We start from the raw sequence: 16357 nt of genomic DNA, 5'->3' as shown, positions 1-16357 counted from the left end.
TGACCAAGATCATCACGAGGTCGGTGATCTGCCCGATCCTCGGCGCATGGCACTTCGATCACGTTCACGCACCACCGCTCCCACAAGCGGCCCCGGCCGCGGCCCCGGCTCCGACGGCCGCGCCCACCACCGCCCGCGGCATCCGCGGGCGCACGCCCGACGACACCAGCCCTCGGCCGCTGACGTGCTGCGCCTGCGTGCGGAGGCACTCTTCGCCGAACGCGCGGAGGCACCCTTCGCCGAAGGAGCAACGGAACGACAGGCATGGGGAAACGGGCCACCGAGGGCGGACCGGGACGTCGGGGAGTCACGGGCGGGCACGTCGGCGGGGAGCGGGAGCGCCCGGCCGAGCGGGCCGGCCGCCGTCGGCGACATGGACGCACCCGAGCCCGCCGCGACGGGCGGAGTCTGGCGGGAGCGGGTCGTCCCGGCACTGCGCGAACGGATGCCGTTGTGGCTGCAGACCAGGTGCGGGCTGGAGCGGAGGAGCGTGGCCGCGCTGGGCGTGCTCCTGCTGGTGGCCGTGGTTTTCGCCGCGCAGCACTTCTGGACGGGCCGGACCGAGCCGATGCGGGCGCCCGAGGTGGTGCGGGCGGCGGCGCCCTACGGGACGGCGGGAGCCAAACGTTCGGCGGAGTCGGGCGCCTCGACGGGACCGAAGGCGACCGGACCGCAGGCAGCAGGCGGCACCGGAGCGGGGACGGGAGCCGCCGTGGTGGTGGACATCGGCGGCAAGGTGCGCAACCCCGGGCTGCAGAGGCTGCCGGCCGGGTCACGGGTGGCGGACGCCCTGCGGGCGGCGGGCGGAGTACGCCCGGGCACCGACACCGACGGCCTCAACCGCGCCCGCCTCCTGGTGGACGGCGAGCAGATCGTGGTGGGCGGTCCGGCCCTGGCACCGGGCGCCGGCCCGGCCCTTCCGGCGGCCGGCGGATCGGCCGCTCCCGGCACCCCGGTCTCCCTCAGCACCGCGACGGTGGACCAGCTCGACGCGCTGCCGGGGGTGGGGCCCGTGCTGGCCCAGCACATCGTCGACTACCGGTCCCAGCACGGCGGTTTCCGCTCGGTCGACGAACTTCGGCAGGTCAACGGCATCGGCGAACGCCGTTTCGCCGACCTACGGAACCTCGTACGGCCATGAGGCCGCCGAAGCAACCCGGCGCGGACAGGCGGAAGGCGCCACCGGGGGATGTCCGCAGTCCGCTGGGTGATCCCCACCCCCGGCAGGAGGGGTCGGCGGATCTCCGGCTGGTGGGGCCCGCGTTGGGGGCCTGGGGCGCGGCCGCGTGGGCTCTGGACGCGCCGGCCGCCTGGGTCGTCGGTGTGGCCGCCGGCTGTCTTGCGGTGGCCGGTGGGCTGTTGGTGCTGCGGTGGGGAGGCCCTGGCGACGGGCTTCGGGCCGGGGGCCCGCGGTCGGCGGTGTCGGTCGCCGCCGTGCTGCTCTGTGTCGCCGCTGCCGCCGCCTCCGCCGGGCTCCATGGCGCGGATCTGCGCCGGGGGCCGGTTCCCGCTCTGGCGCGTCAGTACGCCGAGGTGAGGGCGGAGATCGAGGTCACCTCCGATCCACGGCTCACCCGGCCCAGGGTCAAGGGCGATCACGCCACGGCTACCGCCGTCCTGCTTGACGGCGAGATGCGGAGCCTGACGAAGGCCGACGGGACCGCGGTGGCGACGCGGACGCCCGTGCTGCTGGTCGTCGATCCGCGCACCCGCGGGGTGGAGCCCGGGCGGTCGCCGTGGCTTGCGCTGCTGCCCTCGACGCGGGTGCGCGTGGCGGGCAGGCTGGCACTCCCGCTGACGGGAGGTGACCGCGTCGCCGCCGTGGTGCGCGTCCGGGACGGGGGGCCACCCGACGTCGTGGGCGAGCCGTCGACGGCGCAGCGATGGGCGGGGCGGTTGCGCGCGGGGCTGCGTGAGGCGACCGACGGGCTCGACCCGGACGCGCGGGCGCTGCTGCCTGGGCTGGTCGTGGGCGACACCTCGCGAGTCACCCCGGAGCTGGACGACGCCTTCAAGGAGACGGATCTCGCGCATCTGCTGGCCGTGAGCGGAGGCAACTTCACGCTTCTGCTGGCCCTGTTCATCGGCCCGGCCGGACTGGCGCAGCGCGTGGAGCGCCGAGGACTCGCACCGCTGCTCGGCATCCCGCTGCGGGGCACGGCGCTGCTGGGCGGCGTGCTCACGCTCGGCTTCGTGGTCGTGTGCCGGCCCGACCCGAGCGTGCTCCGGGCCGCGGCCTGCGGGACGATCGCGCTGCTCGCACTCGCCACCGGGCGCCGCAGATCCCTGCTGCCCGCGCTGGCCGTCGCGGTCCTGCTGCTGGTGCTGTACGACCCCTGGCTCGCGCGGGGCTACGGCTTCCTGCTGTCCGTGCTGGCCACCGGGGCGCTGCTGACGGTCGCCCCGCGCTGGAGCACGGAGTTGCGGCGGCGCCGGGTGCCGCCCAGGCTTGCCGAGGCGCTGGCCGCCGCGGCCGCCGCCCAGGCACTGTGCGCACCGGTCGTCGCGGTGCTGTCGACGCGGGTGAGTCTGGTCGCGGTGCCCTGCAACCTGCTCGCGGAGTTCGCGGTGGCACCGGCCACAGTGTTGGGGTTCGCGGCACTGGCGGTGGCTCCGGTGGCTCTGCCGGTCGCCAAGGCACTGGCGTGGTGCGCGGGTTGGCCGGCCGGGTGGATCGCCGGCATCGCGCGCACCGGGGCGTCGTTGCCGGGCGGCGCGGTGGACTGGCCCGGCAGCTGGGCGGGGGCGCTGCTGCTGGCAGCCGTGACGGTGATGGTCCTGCTCGTCTGCCGGCGGCTGCTGAGGCACCCCTGGCTGACCGGTGCCTGTGCCGTGGTGCTGCTGCTCGTGGTGGTGCAGCCGCCCCCTCTGACCCGGGTGATCACCGGGTGGCCGCCGCCGGGCTGGCGGTTCGCGATGTGTGACGTGGGGCAGGGTGACGCGACCGTGCTGGCGGCGGGCGAGGGCACGGCGGTGGTCGTGGACGCGGGGCCCGATCCGGCGCTGGTCGACCGGTGTCTGACCGTGCTCGGCGTCAGCCGGGTCGCACTGCTCGTGCTGACCCACTTCCACGCCGACCATGTGGCGGGTCTCCCGGGAGTGCTGCGCGGGCGTGCGGTCGGGGTGATCGAGACGACCGGGTTCGACGAGCCACCGGACCAGGCCGCGTTCGTGCGCGCTCAGGCGGCCGCCCGGCACATTCCGGTGACGCGCGCCGTTGCGGGGGAGGGCCGTCGCACCGGGGAACTCGACTGGCGGGTGCTGTGGCCTCCCCAGGATCCCGCCCCGGCCCCCGACGGTCCGAACGACGCGAGTGTGGCGCTGTTCGTGCGGTCGGCGGGGCTGACCCTGCTGCTGCTCGGGGATCTCGAACCACCGGCCCAGCAGGCGCTGCTGAGATCACCGGCCGGGGCGGAGCTGGGACCCGTGGACGTCCTCAAGGTCGCCCATCACGGGTCGGCCTACCAGGACCCGGAGCTCATACGCAGGGTGGCACCGCGGCTCGCGCTGATCTCGTGCGGCAGGGACAACCCCTACGGTCATCCGGCGCCGAGCACGGTCGCGGCGCTGCGGGACGAGGGCGCGTTGGTGCTGCGTACGGACCAGGACGGCGCGATCGCCGTCGTCGGGGCGGGCGGGGGGTTGAGCGTGGCGAGAGACTGAGGGCATGGACTCCGCACAGGTTGACGCCTACCTCCGCAGGATCGGGGCGCAGCACCCCGCCTGGCCCACCGGCGATGTGCTGCGTGAGCTGCATCTGCGCCACCTGAGGACCGTGCCGTTCGAGAACCTGTCGATCCACCTCGGCGAGAAGATCGTGCTGGAGGAGGAGCGGCTGCTGGACAAGATCGTGGGGGCGCGCAGGGGCGGCTTCTGCTACGAACTCAACGGAGCGTTCGGGGCGTTGCTGGCCGCGCTCGGCTTCGATGTCACGCTGCTCGCCGGGCGGGTCTACGACGACGAGGGGCGGCTCGGGATTCCGTACGACCATCTCGCGCTGCGGGTACGGACGGTGGACGGAGGCGACTGGCTGGCGGACGTCGGGTTCGGTGCGCACAGCCACTGTCCGCTGGCGTTGCGGGAGCGGGGCGAGCAGCGGGACCCGGCCGGGGTTTTCCGGGTGATCGAGGCGGGGGCCTATGCGGCGGGGGCGAGGGGAGGCGGCGGTTCGGCCGAGTTCGGGGATCTGGACGTGATGCGGGAGGGCAGGCGGCAGTACCGGCTGGAGGTGCGGCCGCGGGCGCTCAGGGACTTCAGGGCCGGAGTCTGGTGGCACAGCACGTCGCCCGAGTCGCACTTCGTGCGGTCGCTGGTGTGCTCGCGGGTCACGGAGGACGGAGGGCGGATCACGCTCAGTGGCAGCCGACTGACGGTGACGACCCCGGACGGGCGGAAGGAGGGGACGGAACTGGCGGACGAGAAGGAGGTGCTGGAGGTGTACCGGGAGCGGTTCGGGATCGAGCTGGACCGGGCGCCCACGCTACGAAAGACGGGCCAAAGCGGCTGATCGGTGTCACTCGTCGCGCAGTTCCGGCACATGTGCTGGATTCCCGCTCTGCGGTCGTGTGGTGCCAGTCGTGTGGTGCCGGTCTCACCAGTGGTGGAGTGCGACTTCGCTCGAGTTCTCCAGCGAGCGGTTCGGGGCTTGGGCGCCGGTCGCGTCCCGGTGCCGGAGAATGGCCTCGTGAGTGATGTGAGACATGTGCTGGTGCTACCGGACCGCGATGCCGCTCAGGAGGCGGCGGAGGCGCTGGCGGAGCGGTTCCGGCTGGACGAGGAACCGCGGATCGTCCGGGACGCACTGGCCGGCGAGGACGACGCCGAGGACGCGCAGTGGCTGGTGGTGCTGCGGGACGAACAACAGTTGCTCGATCCGGAGCGGCTGGACGCGTTCGCGGGGGAGTGGGACGGCTGGCGGGAGGAGCCGTAACCCTTCGGGCGGCGGCGGCCGCGGGCACCCGTTGTCAGTGGCGCGTGGGATGCTGTCCGTGATGGCCAAGAAGACCGCGAATGACGACCCTCTCGCCCCCGTCACCCTTGCCGTGGGCCAGGAGGACCTCCTGCTCGACCGTGCCGTGCGGGAGGTGGTGGCCGCCGCCCGGGCCGCCGACGCCGACACGGACGTGCGGGACCTGACCCCGGAGCAGTTGCAGCCCGGCACGCTGGCCGAGCTGACGAGCCCGTCGCTCTTCGCCGAGCGCAAGGTCGTGGTCGTACGCAACGCACAGGATCTTCCGGCCGACACGATCAAGGAACTCAAGGGGTACTTCGGCTCGCCCGCCGAGGAGATCACCCTGGTGCTGCTGCACGCGGGCGGCGCCAAGGGCAAGGGCCTGCTCGACGCCGCGCGCAAGGCGGGCGCCCGGGAGGTGGCGTGCCCGAAGATGACGAAGCCGGCGGACCGACTGGCGTTCGTCCGTGGAGAGTTCCGCACGCTGGGGCGTTCGGCGACGCCCGAGGCGTGCCAGGCGCTGGTCGACGCGATCGGCAGCGATCTGAGGGAGCTGGCGTCCGCGGTGGCGCAGCTCACCGCGGACGCCGAGGGCACGATCGACGAGGCGGTGGTCGGGCGGTACTACACCGGGCGGGCCGAGGCCTCCAGCTTCACGGTCGCGGACCGGGCGGTCGAGGGGCGGGCGGCGGAGGCGCTGGAGGCGCTCAGGTGGTCGCTGGCGACAGGCGTGGCGCCGGTGATGATCACGAGCGCGCTGGCGCAGGGGGTGCGGGCGATCGGGAAGCTCTCCTCGGCCCGGGGCGGTCGCCCCGCGGACCTCGCCCGGGAGCTGGGCATGCCGCCGTGGAAGATCGACCGGGTCAGGCAGCAGATGCGGGGCTGGACGCCGGAGGGGGTCGCGGTCGCGCTGCGCGCGGTGGCCGAGGCGGACGCGGGCGTGAAGGGCGGCGGGGACGACCCGGAGTACGCGCTGGAGAAGGCCGTGGTGACGATCGCCCGGGCGGCGCGGTCCCGGGGGCGCGGCTAGCGAGGAGCGCGGCCCGCGCACGCGCGGCTGCCCGTGTCGGCGTGGCTCCCCACGCCGACTGACTGCCCGCCGACGTGGCTCCCCATGCCGACTGGCTGCCCCCGCTGACGTGGCTCCCCCCGCCGACGGGCTACCCGTGCCCACTGACTGCTCCGGCTGACGTGGCTCCCCACGCCGACTGGCTACCCGTCCCCGACTGGCGGCCCACGCCGAAGGCCCCGCACACTCCGTCCTGGGGAAGGACGGCCGGCGGGGCCTTCGGTTCGAGCGGGTGAGTCCGTACCCGCGTGGCGAACGCAGGCCGCGTACGGACTCGGGGTGCCGGTCGGGAGCGGATGAGAGAGGGCCCGCTCTGGGTCCTTCCGGCGGTTGGACCAGTTCAGATCAAATGGAGGGGGTCAGCCCTTGAGGGTCGTGACCTTGGCGGCCAGCGCCGACTTCTTGTTGGCGGCCTGGTTCTTGTGGATGACGCCCTTCGAGACGGCCTTGTCGAGCGCACGCGCGGCGGCGCGCTGGAGCTCGGTGGCCTTCTCGGCGTCGCCCGCGGCAGCGGCCTCGCGAGCCTTGCGGATCGCGGTCTTGAGCGAGGACTTGACGGCCTTGTTGCGCAGGCGCGCCTTCTCGTTCGTCTTGTTCCGCTTGATCTGGGACTTGATGTTCGCCACGAATGAGCCTTTACAGGTTCAGGCGCGGGAGACTGGACGTCTCACGCGCCGGTGATTTCTTGAAGACGTGTCTCGCGCTGAGAGGGCAGGAGACACAGCCACCCAGGCTACCAGCCGCCCTCTGGCCCGCCCAAACCGGCCTCGAGGCCTCTCCTGGCCACCCGTTCCACCGCCTCCGGCACGGCCCGAACCGGTCGTAGCCCCGCGCGCGTGGGACCATGGAGGCTACGTATCGATCCGACCCGAGACCGCAGACACTGCGGACGCCTCAAGAATCAGGACCCTGCGTGCCCGCGATCCCTAGCCATGTGCCCGAGCCGAGCCGTACCGACCCGGCTCTGATCCGCAATTTCTGCATCATCGCGCACATCGACCACGGCAAGTCCACGCTCGCCGACCGGATGCTCCAGCTGACCGGCGTCGTCGAGCAGCGGCAGATGCGCGCTCAGTACCTCGACCGCATGGACATCGAGCGCGAGCGCGGCATCACCATCAAGTCCCAGGCCGTGCGGCTGCCCTGGGCCCCCACCCACGATCCGGGCAACACGCACATCCTGAACATGATCGACACCCCGGGGCACGTCGACTTCACCTATGAGGTCTCCCGCTCCCTCGCCGCCTGCGAGGGCACCATCCTCCTCGTCGACGCCGCCCAGGGCATCGAGGCGCAGACCCTCGCCAACCTCTACCTGGCGATGGAGAACGACCTCACGATCATCCCCGTCCTCAACAAGATCGACCTGCCGGCCGCGCAGCCGGAGAAGTTCGCCGAGGAACTCGCCAACCTCATCGGCTGCGATCCCGGTGACGTACTGAAGGTCTCCGCCAAGACCGGCCTCGGCGTCGAGGCGCTGCTGGACAAGGTCGTCGAGCAGATCCCGGCCCCGGTCGGCGTCGCCGACGCGCCCGCCCGCGCGATGATCTTCGACTCGGTCTACGACTCCTACCGCGGCGTCGTCACCTACGTCCGTGTCATCGACGGCCAGCTCAACAAACGCGAGCGCATCCGGATGATGTCCACCGGCGCCACGCACGAACTGCTGGAGATCGGCGTCAACTCGCCCGAGATGCTCGGTGCCGACGGCCTCGGGGTCGGTGAGGTGGGTTACCTCATCACCGGGGTGAAGGACGTCCGCCAGTCCAAGGTCGGTGACACCATCACCAGCCAGGTCAAGGGCGCCGAGAAGCCGCTGGGCGGGTACAAGGACCCGAAGCCCATGGTCTTCTCGGGCCTGTATCCGCTGGACGGCTCCGACTACCCCGACCTGCGCGAGGCCCTCGACAAGCTCCAGCTCAACGACGCCGCGCTCGTCTACGAGCCGGAGACCTCCGCCGCCCTCGGCTTCGGCTTCCGGGTCGGCTTCCTCGGACTGCTGCACCTCGACGTCGTCCGCGAGCGGCTCGAGCGCGAGTTCGGGCTGGACCTGATCGCCACCGCGCCCAACGTGGTCTACCGCGTGATCATGGAGGACGGCACCGAGTACACGGTCACCAATCCGAGCGAATTCCCCGAGGGCAAGCTCGCCGAGGTGTACGAGCCGGTCGTACGGGCCACGATCCTCGCGCCCACCGAGTTCATCGGCGCGATCATGGAGCTGTGCCAGACCCGCCGCGGCACCCTCCTCGGCATGGACTACCTCTCCGAGGACCGTGTCGAGATCCGCTACACGCTGCCGCTCGCCGAGATCGTCTTCGACTTCTTCGACCAGCTGAAGTCCAAGACGCGCGGCTATGCCTCCCTGGACTACGAGCCCACGGGAGAGCAGAGCAGCTCACTTGTCAAGGTGGACATCCTGTTGCACGGCGACAAGGTCGACGCCTTCTCGGCGATCACCCACAAGGACCAGGCGTACGCCTACGGTGTCCGGCTCGTCGCCAAGCTGAAGGAGCTCATCCCGCGGCAGAACTTCGAGGTGCCGGTGCAGGCCGCCATCGGCTCCCGCGTGATCGCCCGCGAGACCATCCGCGCCATCCGCAAGGACGTCCTCGCCAAGTGCTACGGCGGTGACATCTCCCGTAAGCGGAAGCTGCTGGAGAAGCAGAAGGAGGGCAAGAAGCGGATGAAGATGGTGGGTTCCGTGGAGGTTCCGCAGGAAGCCTTCATCGCGGTGCTCTCCAGCGATGACAGCGCGGGGTCGAGCAAGGCCAAGAAGTAACCCGGGTCTGCCGCGATGACCCCGGCAAACCGGACGGTACGGGGCCCGTCGTGCGAAAGCGCGGCGGGTCCCTGTGCGTGCGCCCGGTCGCTCTGTGTACGAAACGACAGGCCACCGCCCCTTACGCACCGGCCGGTCGGGCTCTACTCTGATGCCTGCTCGAGGGTTACTCGTGAGTTAAACAAACGGTCTCGAGTGACCGCAGCCGCAACGATCCAGCAGCAATGAGCCAGCCAGCCGCACCGCCGCGGGCCCCGGAGGATGTCGTGAGCGACACACAGACTTTGACCGAGAACCGTCCGCCCTCCGTGGCGGCACTCTTCCTGGAGCGCGTGGCGGCCACGCCGGACGCCGAGGCCTACCGCTACCCCGTACCCCCGGCCTCCGGCGAGGGCCCCGACGACTGGAAGTCGCTGAGCTGGGCCGAGGCCGCCGAGCGGGTCCACGCGATCGCGGCCGGGCTCATCGAACTGGGTGTCCAGCCCGAGCAGCGCGTCGCCCTCGCCTCCTCCACCCGGGTCGAGTGGATCCTCGCCGACCTCGGCATCCTGTGCGCCGGTGCCGCCACGACCACCATCTATCCGCAGACCAACGCCGATGAGTCGGCCTTCATCCTCTCCGACTCCCAGAGCAAGGTCCTCGTCGCGGAGAACGCCGAGCAGCTCGCCAAGGCACAGCAGAAGCGCGACGAACTGCCCGCCCTGACCCATGTCGTGGTGATCGACCCGGCCGGCGCCGAGACCGGCGACGGGGTGCTCACCCTGGCCGAACTGGAGCAGCGCGGCGCCGCCTACCTGGAGAAGCACCCCGAGCTGATCAAGGAACGGGTCGGCGCGATCACCAAGGACCAGCTCGCCACGCTCATCTACACCTCCGGTACCACCGGCCGCCCCAAGGGCGTGCGTCTGCCGCACGACAACTGGGCGTACATGGCGAAGGCGATCGCCGCGACCGGGCTGCTCGGTCCCGAGGACGTGCAGTACCTGTGGCTGCCGCTCGCCCACGTCTTCGGCAAGGTGCTCACCTCCGGCCAGATCGAGGTCGGGCACGTCACCGCCGTCGACGGCCGCGTCGACAAGATCATCGAGAATCTGCCGGTCGTGCAGCCGACGTACATGGCCGCCGTGCCGCGCATCTTCGAGAAGGTCTACAACGGCGTCGCGGCCAAGGCCCGGGCGGGCGGCCCGGCCAAGTACAAGATCTTCCAGTGGGCGGCCGAGGTGGCCCGCGAGTACGCCAAGGTCTCGCAGGACAACTTCCGCCGCACCGGTACCCACGCCGTGCCGTTCGGCCTCGGCGCCAAGCACAAGGTCGCGGACACCCTCGTCTACGCCAAGATCCGCGAGGCGTTCGGCGGCCGGCTGCGGGCCTGCGTCTCCGGGTCGGCCGCCCTCGCGCCCGAGATCGGGTACTTCTTCGCGGGCGCCGGCATCCACATCCTGGAGGGCTATGGCCTCACCGAGTCCTCCGCGGCCTCCTTCGTCAACCCGGGCGAGGCCTACCGCACGGGCACGGTCGGCAAGCCGCTGCCCGGCACGGAGGTGCGCATCGCGGACGACGGCGAGATCCTGCTGCGCAGCCCCGGCATCATGGAGGGCTACCACGGGCTGCCGGAGAAGACCGCCGAGGTGCTGGAGCCGGACGGCTGGTTCCACACCGGTGACATCGGCGAGCTGTCGCCCGACGGGTATCTGCGCATCACCGACCGCAAGAAGGACCTCATCAAGACATCCGGCGGCAAGTACATCGCGCCCGCCGAGGTCGAGGGACGGTTCAAGGCGGTGTGCCCGTATGTCTCCAACATCCTCGTGCACGGTGCCGACCGTAACTTCTGCACCGCGCTGATCGCGCTCGACGAGGTCGCGATCCTGGAGTGGGCGAAGGAGAACGGCCTGGAGGGCAAGTCCTACGCCGAGGTCGTGGCCGCCCCGCAGACGGTGGAGATGGTCGACGGCTATGTCAAGCAGCTCAACGAGGGCCTCCAGCGCTGGCAGACCATCAAGAAGTTCCGGCTGCTGCCGCGGGACCTCGATGTGGAGCACGGGGAGATCACGCCCAGCCTGAAGCTGAAGCGTCCGGTCGTCGAACGTGAGTACAAGCACCTGATCGATGAGATGTACGCGGGATCGCGCGAAGCCTAAAAAACATCAGGACGCCTGCCCCTCGGCTGCCAACTGCTGTAACTCCCGGACCCGGCACCGTAGTTCCGCCAGGTCCGGGAGGTCGTCCGCGGACAGGCGTTCCTCCAGGCCGGACAGGCGCTCCACCAGGCCGGCCAGGCCCTCCTGCAGCCGCTCCAACTGCCTGCTCTTGCGGTACAGATCGAGGAACACCGTCACCTTGGCCCGCAGCACCCATGGATCGAACGGCTTCGTCAGATAGTCCGCGGCCCCCGTCGCGTACCCCCGGAAGGCATACCCGGCCTCCGCGTCCGAGCCGGTCAGGAAGACGATCGGGACGTCCTTGGCCCGGTCGAGGCGTTTGATGTGCGCGGCGGTCTCGAAACCGTCCATGCCCGGCATGCGGATGTCCAGCAGGACCACCGCGAACCGGCGCTCGAGCAGCGCCTTCATCGCCTCCTCGCCCGAACGCGCGCGCACCAGCGGCTCGTTGAGCGAGCGCAGCACGGCCTCCAGTGCGGTCAGGTTGTCCTCCATGTCGTCGACGAGGAGGATGCCGGCGCTGTCCTCGGACGTCTTCTCAGTAGGCATGCCCTGCTCGAATCTGTCCGTCTTCGACCACATGCGTAGCACGGTTCTCACTCATGGCGGGCCACTTAGGTAACTCGGTGCTTATGGGCGGGGCCAGTCTGTCACCCTGTCCGCATCGCCACAGGCTCATTCGACCGAACTGCCCGGGGAGCTGTCCATGGGGCCCATTCCCACCCAACGGGAGACCGCCTCCCGCTCCCCCGACGTGCTCGAGTCGGCGCCCCTGCGCACGGTGGTGCGGGCGACCCTGCCCGGCAGCCCCCTTGCGGCCGGCACCGCCCGCCGGCTCGTACGCGCCGCCCTCAGCGAGTGGGACCGGGCCGCCGAGCCCGACGCCGTCACCGAGCGGCTGGCCGACGACGCCCTGCTCGTCGTCAGCGAACTCGTCACCAACGCCGTCATCCACGCCGGCACCGACGTCGAGCTGGTCTGCCGCCTCATGGACGCGCAGGGCGAGTCGGCCGGGCTCCTCGTCGAGGTCTCCGACCACCACCCCTCGCGCGCGGTCCGGGACGACGGCACCGAGCGCCCCTACGGCATACCGGAGTACGGGCGCGGCCTGCGCCTCGTCTCCTCCCTCTCCACGGCCTGGGGGATCAGCTACCGCACCGGCACGAAGACCGTCTGGGCGCTGCTTCCCCTGCACGCCGCCCTGGACGCCGAGGACGGGATCGACACGTACGCCGGGGACAGCGCCCTGGGACGCGGGCTGAGCCCGGCCGAGATACTCGGGCCCGAACTCTCCGCCTTCGCCGAACCCGGGCGCGGCCTGCACGACCGGGAGTGGCGGGGCCGCGGCGCGCTGTCCTTCCTGGCCGAGGCGTCCGACCTGCTCGCCGGGCAGCTCGACGAGGACCTGGTCGCCGCGCTCACCGGGCAGCTGATCGTGCCCCGGCTCGCCGACTGGTGCGCGGTGTGGCTGGAGGACGAGGCGACCGGCTGGCGCGGCCCTTCGGCGCCGATCGCGGCCGGGCCCCGGCTCGCCCGCGTCTGGCACGGCAGCGAGAACCTCATCGAGGAACTGCGCAGGGGCCTGGAGAAGGACCCGCCCCGGCTGCCCGAGTCGGTGCGTTCCCGGGCGGTGCCCGTGCCCTGGCCCGGCGAGGCGCTGGGCCCGCGGGGCGCGACCGGGGCGGCGCTCGCCTACCGGCTGATCGCGGGCGGGCGGCCGCTCGGGACGCTCGTCATCGGGCGGGCCGGGTTGCTGCGCTTCCCCGACGAGATCACCGGACTCGTCGAGGACCTCAGCCGCCGGGTGGCGTTGGCCATCGGGGCGGCCCGGCAGTACGCGCGCCAGGCCACCATCAGCCGGGTGCTCCAGCGCGGGCTGCTGCCCGGCGCGGTCGCCGAGATCCCCGGGGTGAGCAGCGCACTTGTGTACGAGCCGTGCGACATGGGCGGACCGAGCGGTGACTTCTACGACATCTTCCCGGCCGGCCACGGACGGTGGTGCTTCGCGCTCGGCGATGTCCAGGGCAAGGGCCCGGAGGCCGCGGTCGTGATCGGGCTCGCCCGGCCCTGGCTGCGGTTGCTGGCCCGCGAGGGGTACGACGTCCCCGACGTCCTGGACCGCCTCAACCAGCTCCTGCTCGACGACGCCACGGAGGCATCCGACGCGGCGGCGCGGGCGCTGGTCACGGCGGGCACGCCGATGCCGGTCGCCGACGAGGGCCCCCACGCCCGCTTCCTCTCCCTCCTCTACGGGGAACTGGTCCCCTTCGACGGCGGAGTGCGCTGCACGCTCGCCTCGGCCGGGCATCCGCTGCCGCTGCTGCTCGGCCCGGGCGGCGACGTACGGGCCGTGGCCCAGCCGCAGACGCTGCTCGGGGTCGTCGAGGACGAGACGTACACGTGCGAGACCTTCGAGCTGCGCTCGGGCGACACGCTGCTGTGCGTCACCGACGGGGTGACCGAGCGGCGCAGCGGGTCCCGCCAGTTCGACGACGGCGACGGGCTCGCGGCGGCCCTGGCCGACTGCGCCGGGATGAACGCGGAGCTGGTCGCCGAGCGGATCAGGACGCTGGTGCACGAGTTCGGCGGGAAGCCGCCGGAGGACGATCTGGCGCTGCTGGTGCTGCAGGCGGAATGAGGACTTCTGGCAGTACGGGACAATGGAGGACATGCCTTCCGCACTCCCCGACGGCGAACCGGTCCCCGACGACGGCGCGCTGCCCGCGCACGCGCTCGCCGGGTCCGCCGAGCGCCCCCTCGGGTTCTACCTCCATGTGCCGTACTGCGCGACGCGCTGCGGCTACTGCGACTTCAACACGTACACGGCGACGGAGCTGCGGGGCACGGGAGGCGTCCTCGCCTCCCGGGACAACTACGCGTCGACCCTGATCGACGAGGTCCGCCTGGCCCGCAAGGTGCTGGGCGACGACCCGCGCGAGGTGCGCACGGTCTTCGTCGGGGGCGGTACGCCGACGCTGCTGGCCGCGGACGACCTCGTACGGATGCTGGGGGCGATCCGCGACGAGTTCGGCCTCGCGGAGGACGCGGAGGTGACGACGGAGGCGAACCCGGAGTCGGTGGACCCGGCGTATCTGGCCACCCTCCGGGAGGGCGGCTTCACCCGGATCTCCTTCGGCATGCAGAGCGCCCGCCCGCACGTCCTGAAGATCCTCGACCGCACGCACACCCCGGGCCGTCCCGAGGCGTGCGTGGCCGAGGCGCGGGCGGCGGGCTTCGAGCACGTGAACCTGGACCTGATCTACGGCACCCCGGGGGAGTCGGACGACGACTGGCGCGCCTCCCTGGACGCGGCGCTGGCGGCGGCCCCGGACCACATCTCGGCGTACGCGCTGATCGTGGAGGAGGGCACGCAGCTCGCCCGGCGCATCCGCCGGGGCGAGATCCCGATGACGGACGACGACGTGCACGCGGACCGCTATCTGATCGCGGACGAGGTGCTGGGGTCGGCGGGCTACGACTGGTACGAGGTCTCGAACTGGGCCACCTCGACCGCCGGCCGCTGCCTGCACAACGAGCTGTACTGGCGGGGCGCGGACTGGTGGGGCGCGGGCCCGGGCGCCCACAGCCACGTGGGCGGCGTGCGCTGGTGGAACGTGAAGCACCCGGGGGCGTACGCGGCGGCACTGGCGGAGGGCCGCTCCCCGGGCGCCGGTCGGGAGGTCCTGTCGGAGGAGGACCGCCGGGTGGAGCGGATACTGCTGGAGCTGCGGCTGCGGGAGGGGGTACCGCTGGCTCTGCTGCGGGAGGAAGGGCTCGCGGCTTCGCGCCGGGCGCTGGGGGAGGGACTGCTGGAGCCCGGTCCGTACGAGGAGGGGCGGGCCGTTCTCACGCTGCGGGGGCGGTTGCTGGCGGATGCGGTGGTGCGGGACCTGGTGGACTGATCACTCCGGCGGGTGAATCGGTGCGGAACGTCGGTTCGGTCCCTAACCTGGTTCGTACGCTGCTGCCGTTGCTTACGGTGGCGGAAACCGGAGGGCTGCGGAGATGACCGCTGTGGACGACCGACCGATGACCACCGACGTCGTGGAGTTCTTCGAGAACCTCGAGGTTCCCGAGGGATACAAGGCCGAGCTCCTCCGGGGGGAAATCGTGATGATGGCGGCGCCGGACGTGGTGCACAACGACATCGTCGAAGCGGTCCTCGACCAGTTCCCGCGGCGGGACTGGAGGCGGCTGCAGGTGCAGGCGGTCGCCATCCTGCAAGAGACGAGCGAGCCTCTGCCGGACCTTGTGCTGGTCGAGCGGGGTGTCGGGCCGCGCAGCGGGCAACTGATGCCGTCCGAGGTGATCACGATGCTCGTTGAAGTCGTCTCCAAGACCAGCGTCGAGAGGGACTACAGCATCAAGCGTTCGATCTATGCGGCGGGCAAGATTCCCGCGTACTTGATCATCGACCCCATCATGGCGCAGTGTGTCCTCCTCACCGAGCCGAAGGGCACCGGAGAGGAAGCGGACTACCAGGTGCAGCGCGTCACAAAGTTCGGCGACTCGGTGCCACTCGAGCTGCTCGGCATCAAACTGGACACCAGCGAATTCGAGACCTACCAGGGTGTCAGGGCCCACAACCGACCGTGACGAAGTCGATCAGCTCCTCCACCCGCCCCAGCAGCTCCGGCTCCAGGTCCTTGTAGGACCGCACCCGCGACAGGATCCCCCGCCAAGCCTCCCCGGTGTTCTCCGGCCACCCCAGCGCCCGGCACACCCCCGTCTTCCAGTCCTGCCCGCGTGGGACCCTCGGCCACCCCGCGATCCCCAGGGATGCCGGCTTCACGGCCTCCCAGATGTCGATGTACGGGTGCCCGACCACCAGCGAGTGCTCGCTCGTCACCGACTGCGCGATGCGCCACTCCTTGGTGCCGGGGACCAGGTGGTCCACCAGGACACCGAGGCGCGCGTCGGGGCCGGGGGCGAAGGACTCGACGATCGACGGCAGGTCGTCGACGCCCTCCAGGTACTCCACCACCACGCCCTCGATGCGCAGGTCGTCGCCCCAGACCTTCTCGACCAGCTCCGCGTCGTGGCGGCCCTCCACATAGATGCGGCCGGCGCGTGCCACCCTCGCGCGCGCCCCCGGCACGGCCACCGAGCCGGACGCCGTACGCGTGGGTCGCTGCACGGAGGGCTTGGGGCGGACCAGGGTCACCGTCCGGCCCTCCAGCAGGAAGCCCCCCGGCTCCAGGGGGAACACCCGGTGCTTCCCGAAGCGGTCCTCCAGCGTCACCGTGCCCGCCTCACAGCGGATCACCGCGCCGCAGAACCCCGTGCGCGGCTCCTCGACCACCAGACCAGGGTCCGCCGGAACCTCCGGCACGGGATTCGGCTTCTTCCACGGCGGGGTCAGGTCCGGAGAATACTGGCGCATTCGGATGACG

At 71.7% G+C, this 16357-nt stretch carries 13 protein-coding genes; 10 read left to right on the top strand and 3 right to left on the bottom strand.

Translation table 11 applies throughout. From position 1 onward, the window contains the following. Window positions 1-46 precede the first annotated feature (46 nt). The 5 genes from AB0N14_RS05890 (at window position 47) to holA (ending at window position 5981) form a co-directional block, all read left to right on the top strand. Window positions 47-1141: a ComEA family DNA-binding protein gene (locus AB0N14_RS05890; protein WP_366024472.1), complete on the top strand. Its 1095-nt coding sequence runs from the start codon at window positions 47-49 to the stop codon at window positions 1139-1141. Continuing rightward, window positions 1138-3663 carry a ComEC/Rec2 family competence protein gene (locus tag AB0N14_RS05885; protein WP_366024471.1) on the top strand — a complete coding sequence of 842 codons (2526 nt, stop codon included), beginning with the start codon at window positions 1138-1140 and terminating at the stop codon, window positions 3661-3663. The genes AB0N14_RS05890 and AB0N14_RS05885 overlap by 4 nt, the downstream gene beginning before the upstream one ends. A 4-nt stretch (window positions 3664-3667) precedes the next feature. Next, window positions 3668-4507 carry an arylamine N-acetyltransferase gene (locus tag AB0N14_RS05880; RefSeq protein WP_366024470.1) on the top strand — a complete coding sequence of 280 codons (840 nt, stop codon included), beginning with the start codon at window positions 3668-3670 and terminating at the stop codon, window positions 4505-4507. A 177-nt stretch (window positions 4508-4684) separates the two neighbouring features. Then, window positions 4685-4930 (top strand): hypothetical protein, encoded by a 246-nt coding sequence (locus AB0N14_RS05875; RefSeq protein WP_366024469.1) that lies wholly within the window; start codon window positions 4685-4687, stop codon window positions 4928-4930. A 61-nt stretch (window positions 4931-4991) separates the two neighbouring features. Continuing rightward, a complete protein-coding gene (gene holA, locus AB0N14_RS05870; protein ID WP_366024468.1) occupies window positions 4992-5981 on the top strand; it encodes a DNA polymerase III subunit delta in 990 nt (329 codons plus the stop codon). Between the two features lie 398 nt (window positions 5982-6379). On the opposite strand, the gene rpsT is transcribed toward holA, so the two are convergent. Beyond that, complete coding sequence (gene rpsT / locus AB0N14_RS05865) at window positions 6380-6646, bottom strand: 30S ribosomal protein S20 (RefSeq protein ID WP_366024467.1); 267 nt, start codon at window positions 6644-6646, stop codon at window positions 6380-6382. 287 nt (window positions 6647-6933) lie between these two features. On the opposite strand from rpsT, the gene lepA reads away from it, so the two are divergent. Continuing rightward, window positions 6934-8802 carry a translation elongation factor 4 gene (lepA, locus tag AB0N14_RS05860; RefSeq protein WP_366024466.1) on the top strand — a complete coding sequence of 623 codons (1869 nt, stop codon included), beginning with the start codon at window positions 6934-6936 and terminating at the stop codon, window positions 8800-8802. A 266-nt stretch (window positions 8803-9068) separates the two neighbouring features. Next, a complete protein-coding gene (locus tag AB0N14_RS05855; RefSeq protein WP_366024465.1) occupies window positions 9069-10943 on the top strand; it encodes an AMP-dependent synthetase/ligase in 1875 nt (624 codons plus the stop codon). Between the two features lie 6 nt (window positions 10944-10949). Here the strand turns inward: AB0N14_RS05855 and AB0N14_RS05850 are convergent, their stop codons facing one another. Beyond that, window positions 10950-11513: a response regulator gene (locus AB0N14_RS05850; protein ID WP_366024464.1), complete on the bottom strand. Its 564-nt coding sequence runs from the start codon at window positions 11511-11513 to the stop codon at window positions 10950-10952. Between the two features lie 157 nt (window positions 11514-11670). Between AB0N14_RS05850 and AB0N14_RS05845 the strand changes: the two genes are divergently transcribed. The 3 genes from AB0N14_RS05845 (at window position 11671) to AB0N14_RS05835 (ending at window position 15560) form a co-directional block, all read left to right on the top strand. Further along, window positions 11671-13602, top strand: a complete 1932-nt coding sequence (locus AB0N14_RS05845) for an ATP-binding SpoIIE family protein phosphatase (RefSeq protein WP_366024463.1) — start codon at window positions 11671-11673, stop codon at window positions 13600-13602. A 31-nt stretch (window positions 13603-13633) separates the two neighbouring features. After that, window positions 13634-14866 carry a radical SAM family heme chaperone HemW gene (hemW, locus tag AB0N14_RS05840; RefSeq protein WP_366024462.1) on the top strand — a complete coding sequence of 411 codons (1233 nt, stop codon included), beginning with the start codon at window positions 13634-13636 and terminating at the stop codon, window positions 14864-14866. A gap of 103 nt (window positions 14867-14969) precedes the next feature. After that, a complete protein-coding gene (locus AB0N14_RS05835; RefSeq protein ID WP_366024461.1) occupies window positions 14970-15560 on the top strand; it encodes a Uma2 family endonuclease in 591 nt (196 codons plus the stop codon). Here AB0N14_RS05835 and AB0N14_RS05830 read toward each other — a convergent pair. After that, on the bottom strand, window positions 15538-16347 hold the full coding sequence (locus tag AB0N14_RS05830; protein ID WP_366024460.1) for a DUF3097 domain-containing protein: 810 nt from the start codon (window positions 16345-16347) through the stop codon (window positions 15538-15540). The two genes, AB0N14_RS05835 and AB0N14_RS05830, sit on opposite strands and share 23 nt — an antisense overlap. Window positions 16348-16357 lie beyond the last annotated feature (10 nt).

The sequence above is a fragment of the Streptomyces sp. NPDC051104 genome, from assembly GCF_040682835.1.
Lineage (GTDB): Bacteria > Actinomycetota > Actinomycetes > Streptomycetales > Streptomycetaceae > Streptomyces > Streptomyces cynarae.
The sequence above is the reverse complement of the archived record's forward strand: the minus strand, read 5'-3'. Positions and strand labels throughout refer to the sequence as shown.

Coding starts and splice junctions, on each gene's coding strand:
- holA (WP_366024468.1), top strand. CDS start 4,992: ATGGCCAAGAAGACCGCGAATGACGACCCTCTCGCCCCCGTCACCCTT.
- AB0N14_RS05850 (WP_366024464.1), bottom strand. CDS start 11,513: ATGCCTACTGAGAAGACGTCCGAGGACAGCGCCGGCATCCTCCTCGTC.
- AB0N14_RS05885 (WP_366024471.1), top strand. CDS start 1,138: ATGAGGCCGCCGAAGCAACCCGGCGCGGACAGGCGGAAGGCGCCACCG.
- hemW (WP_366024462.1), top strand. CDS start 13,634: ATGCCTTCCGCACTCCCCGACGGCGAACCGGTCCCCGACGACGGCGCG.
- AB0N14_RS05880 (WP_366024470.1), top strand. CDS start 3,668: ATGGACTCCGCACAGGTTGACGCCTACCTCCGCAGGATCGGGGCGCAG.
- AB0N14_RS05835 (WP_366024461.1), top strand. CDS start 14,970: ATGACCGCTGTGGACGACCGACCGATGACCACCGACGTCGTGGAGTTC.
- AB0N14_RS05830 (WP_366024460.1), bottom strand. CDS start 16,347: ATGCGCCAGTATTCTCCGGACCTGACCCCGCCGTGGAAGAAGCCGAAT.
- AB0N14_RS05845 (WP_366024463.1), top strand. CDS start 11,671: ATGGGGCCCATTCCCACCCAACGGGAGACCGCCTCCCGCTCCCCCGAC.
- AB0N14_RS05890 (WP_366024472.1), top strand. CDS start 47: ATGGCACTTCGATCACGTTCACGCACCACCGCTCCCACAAGCGGCCCC.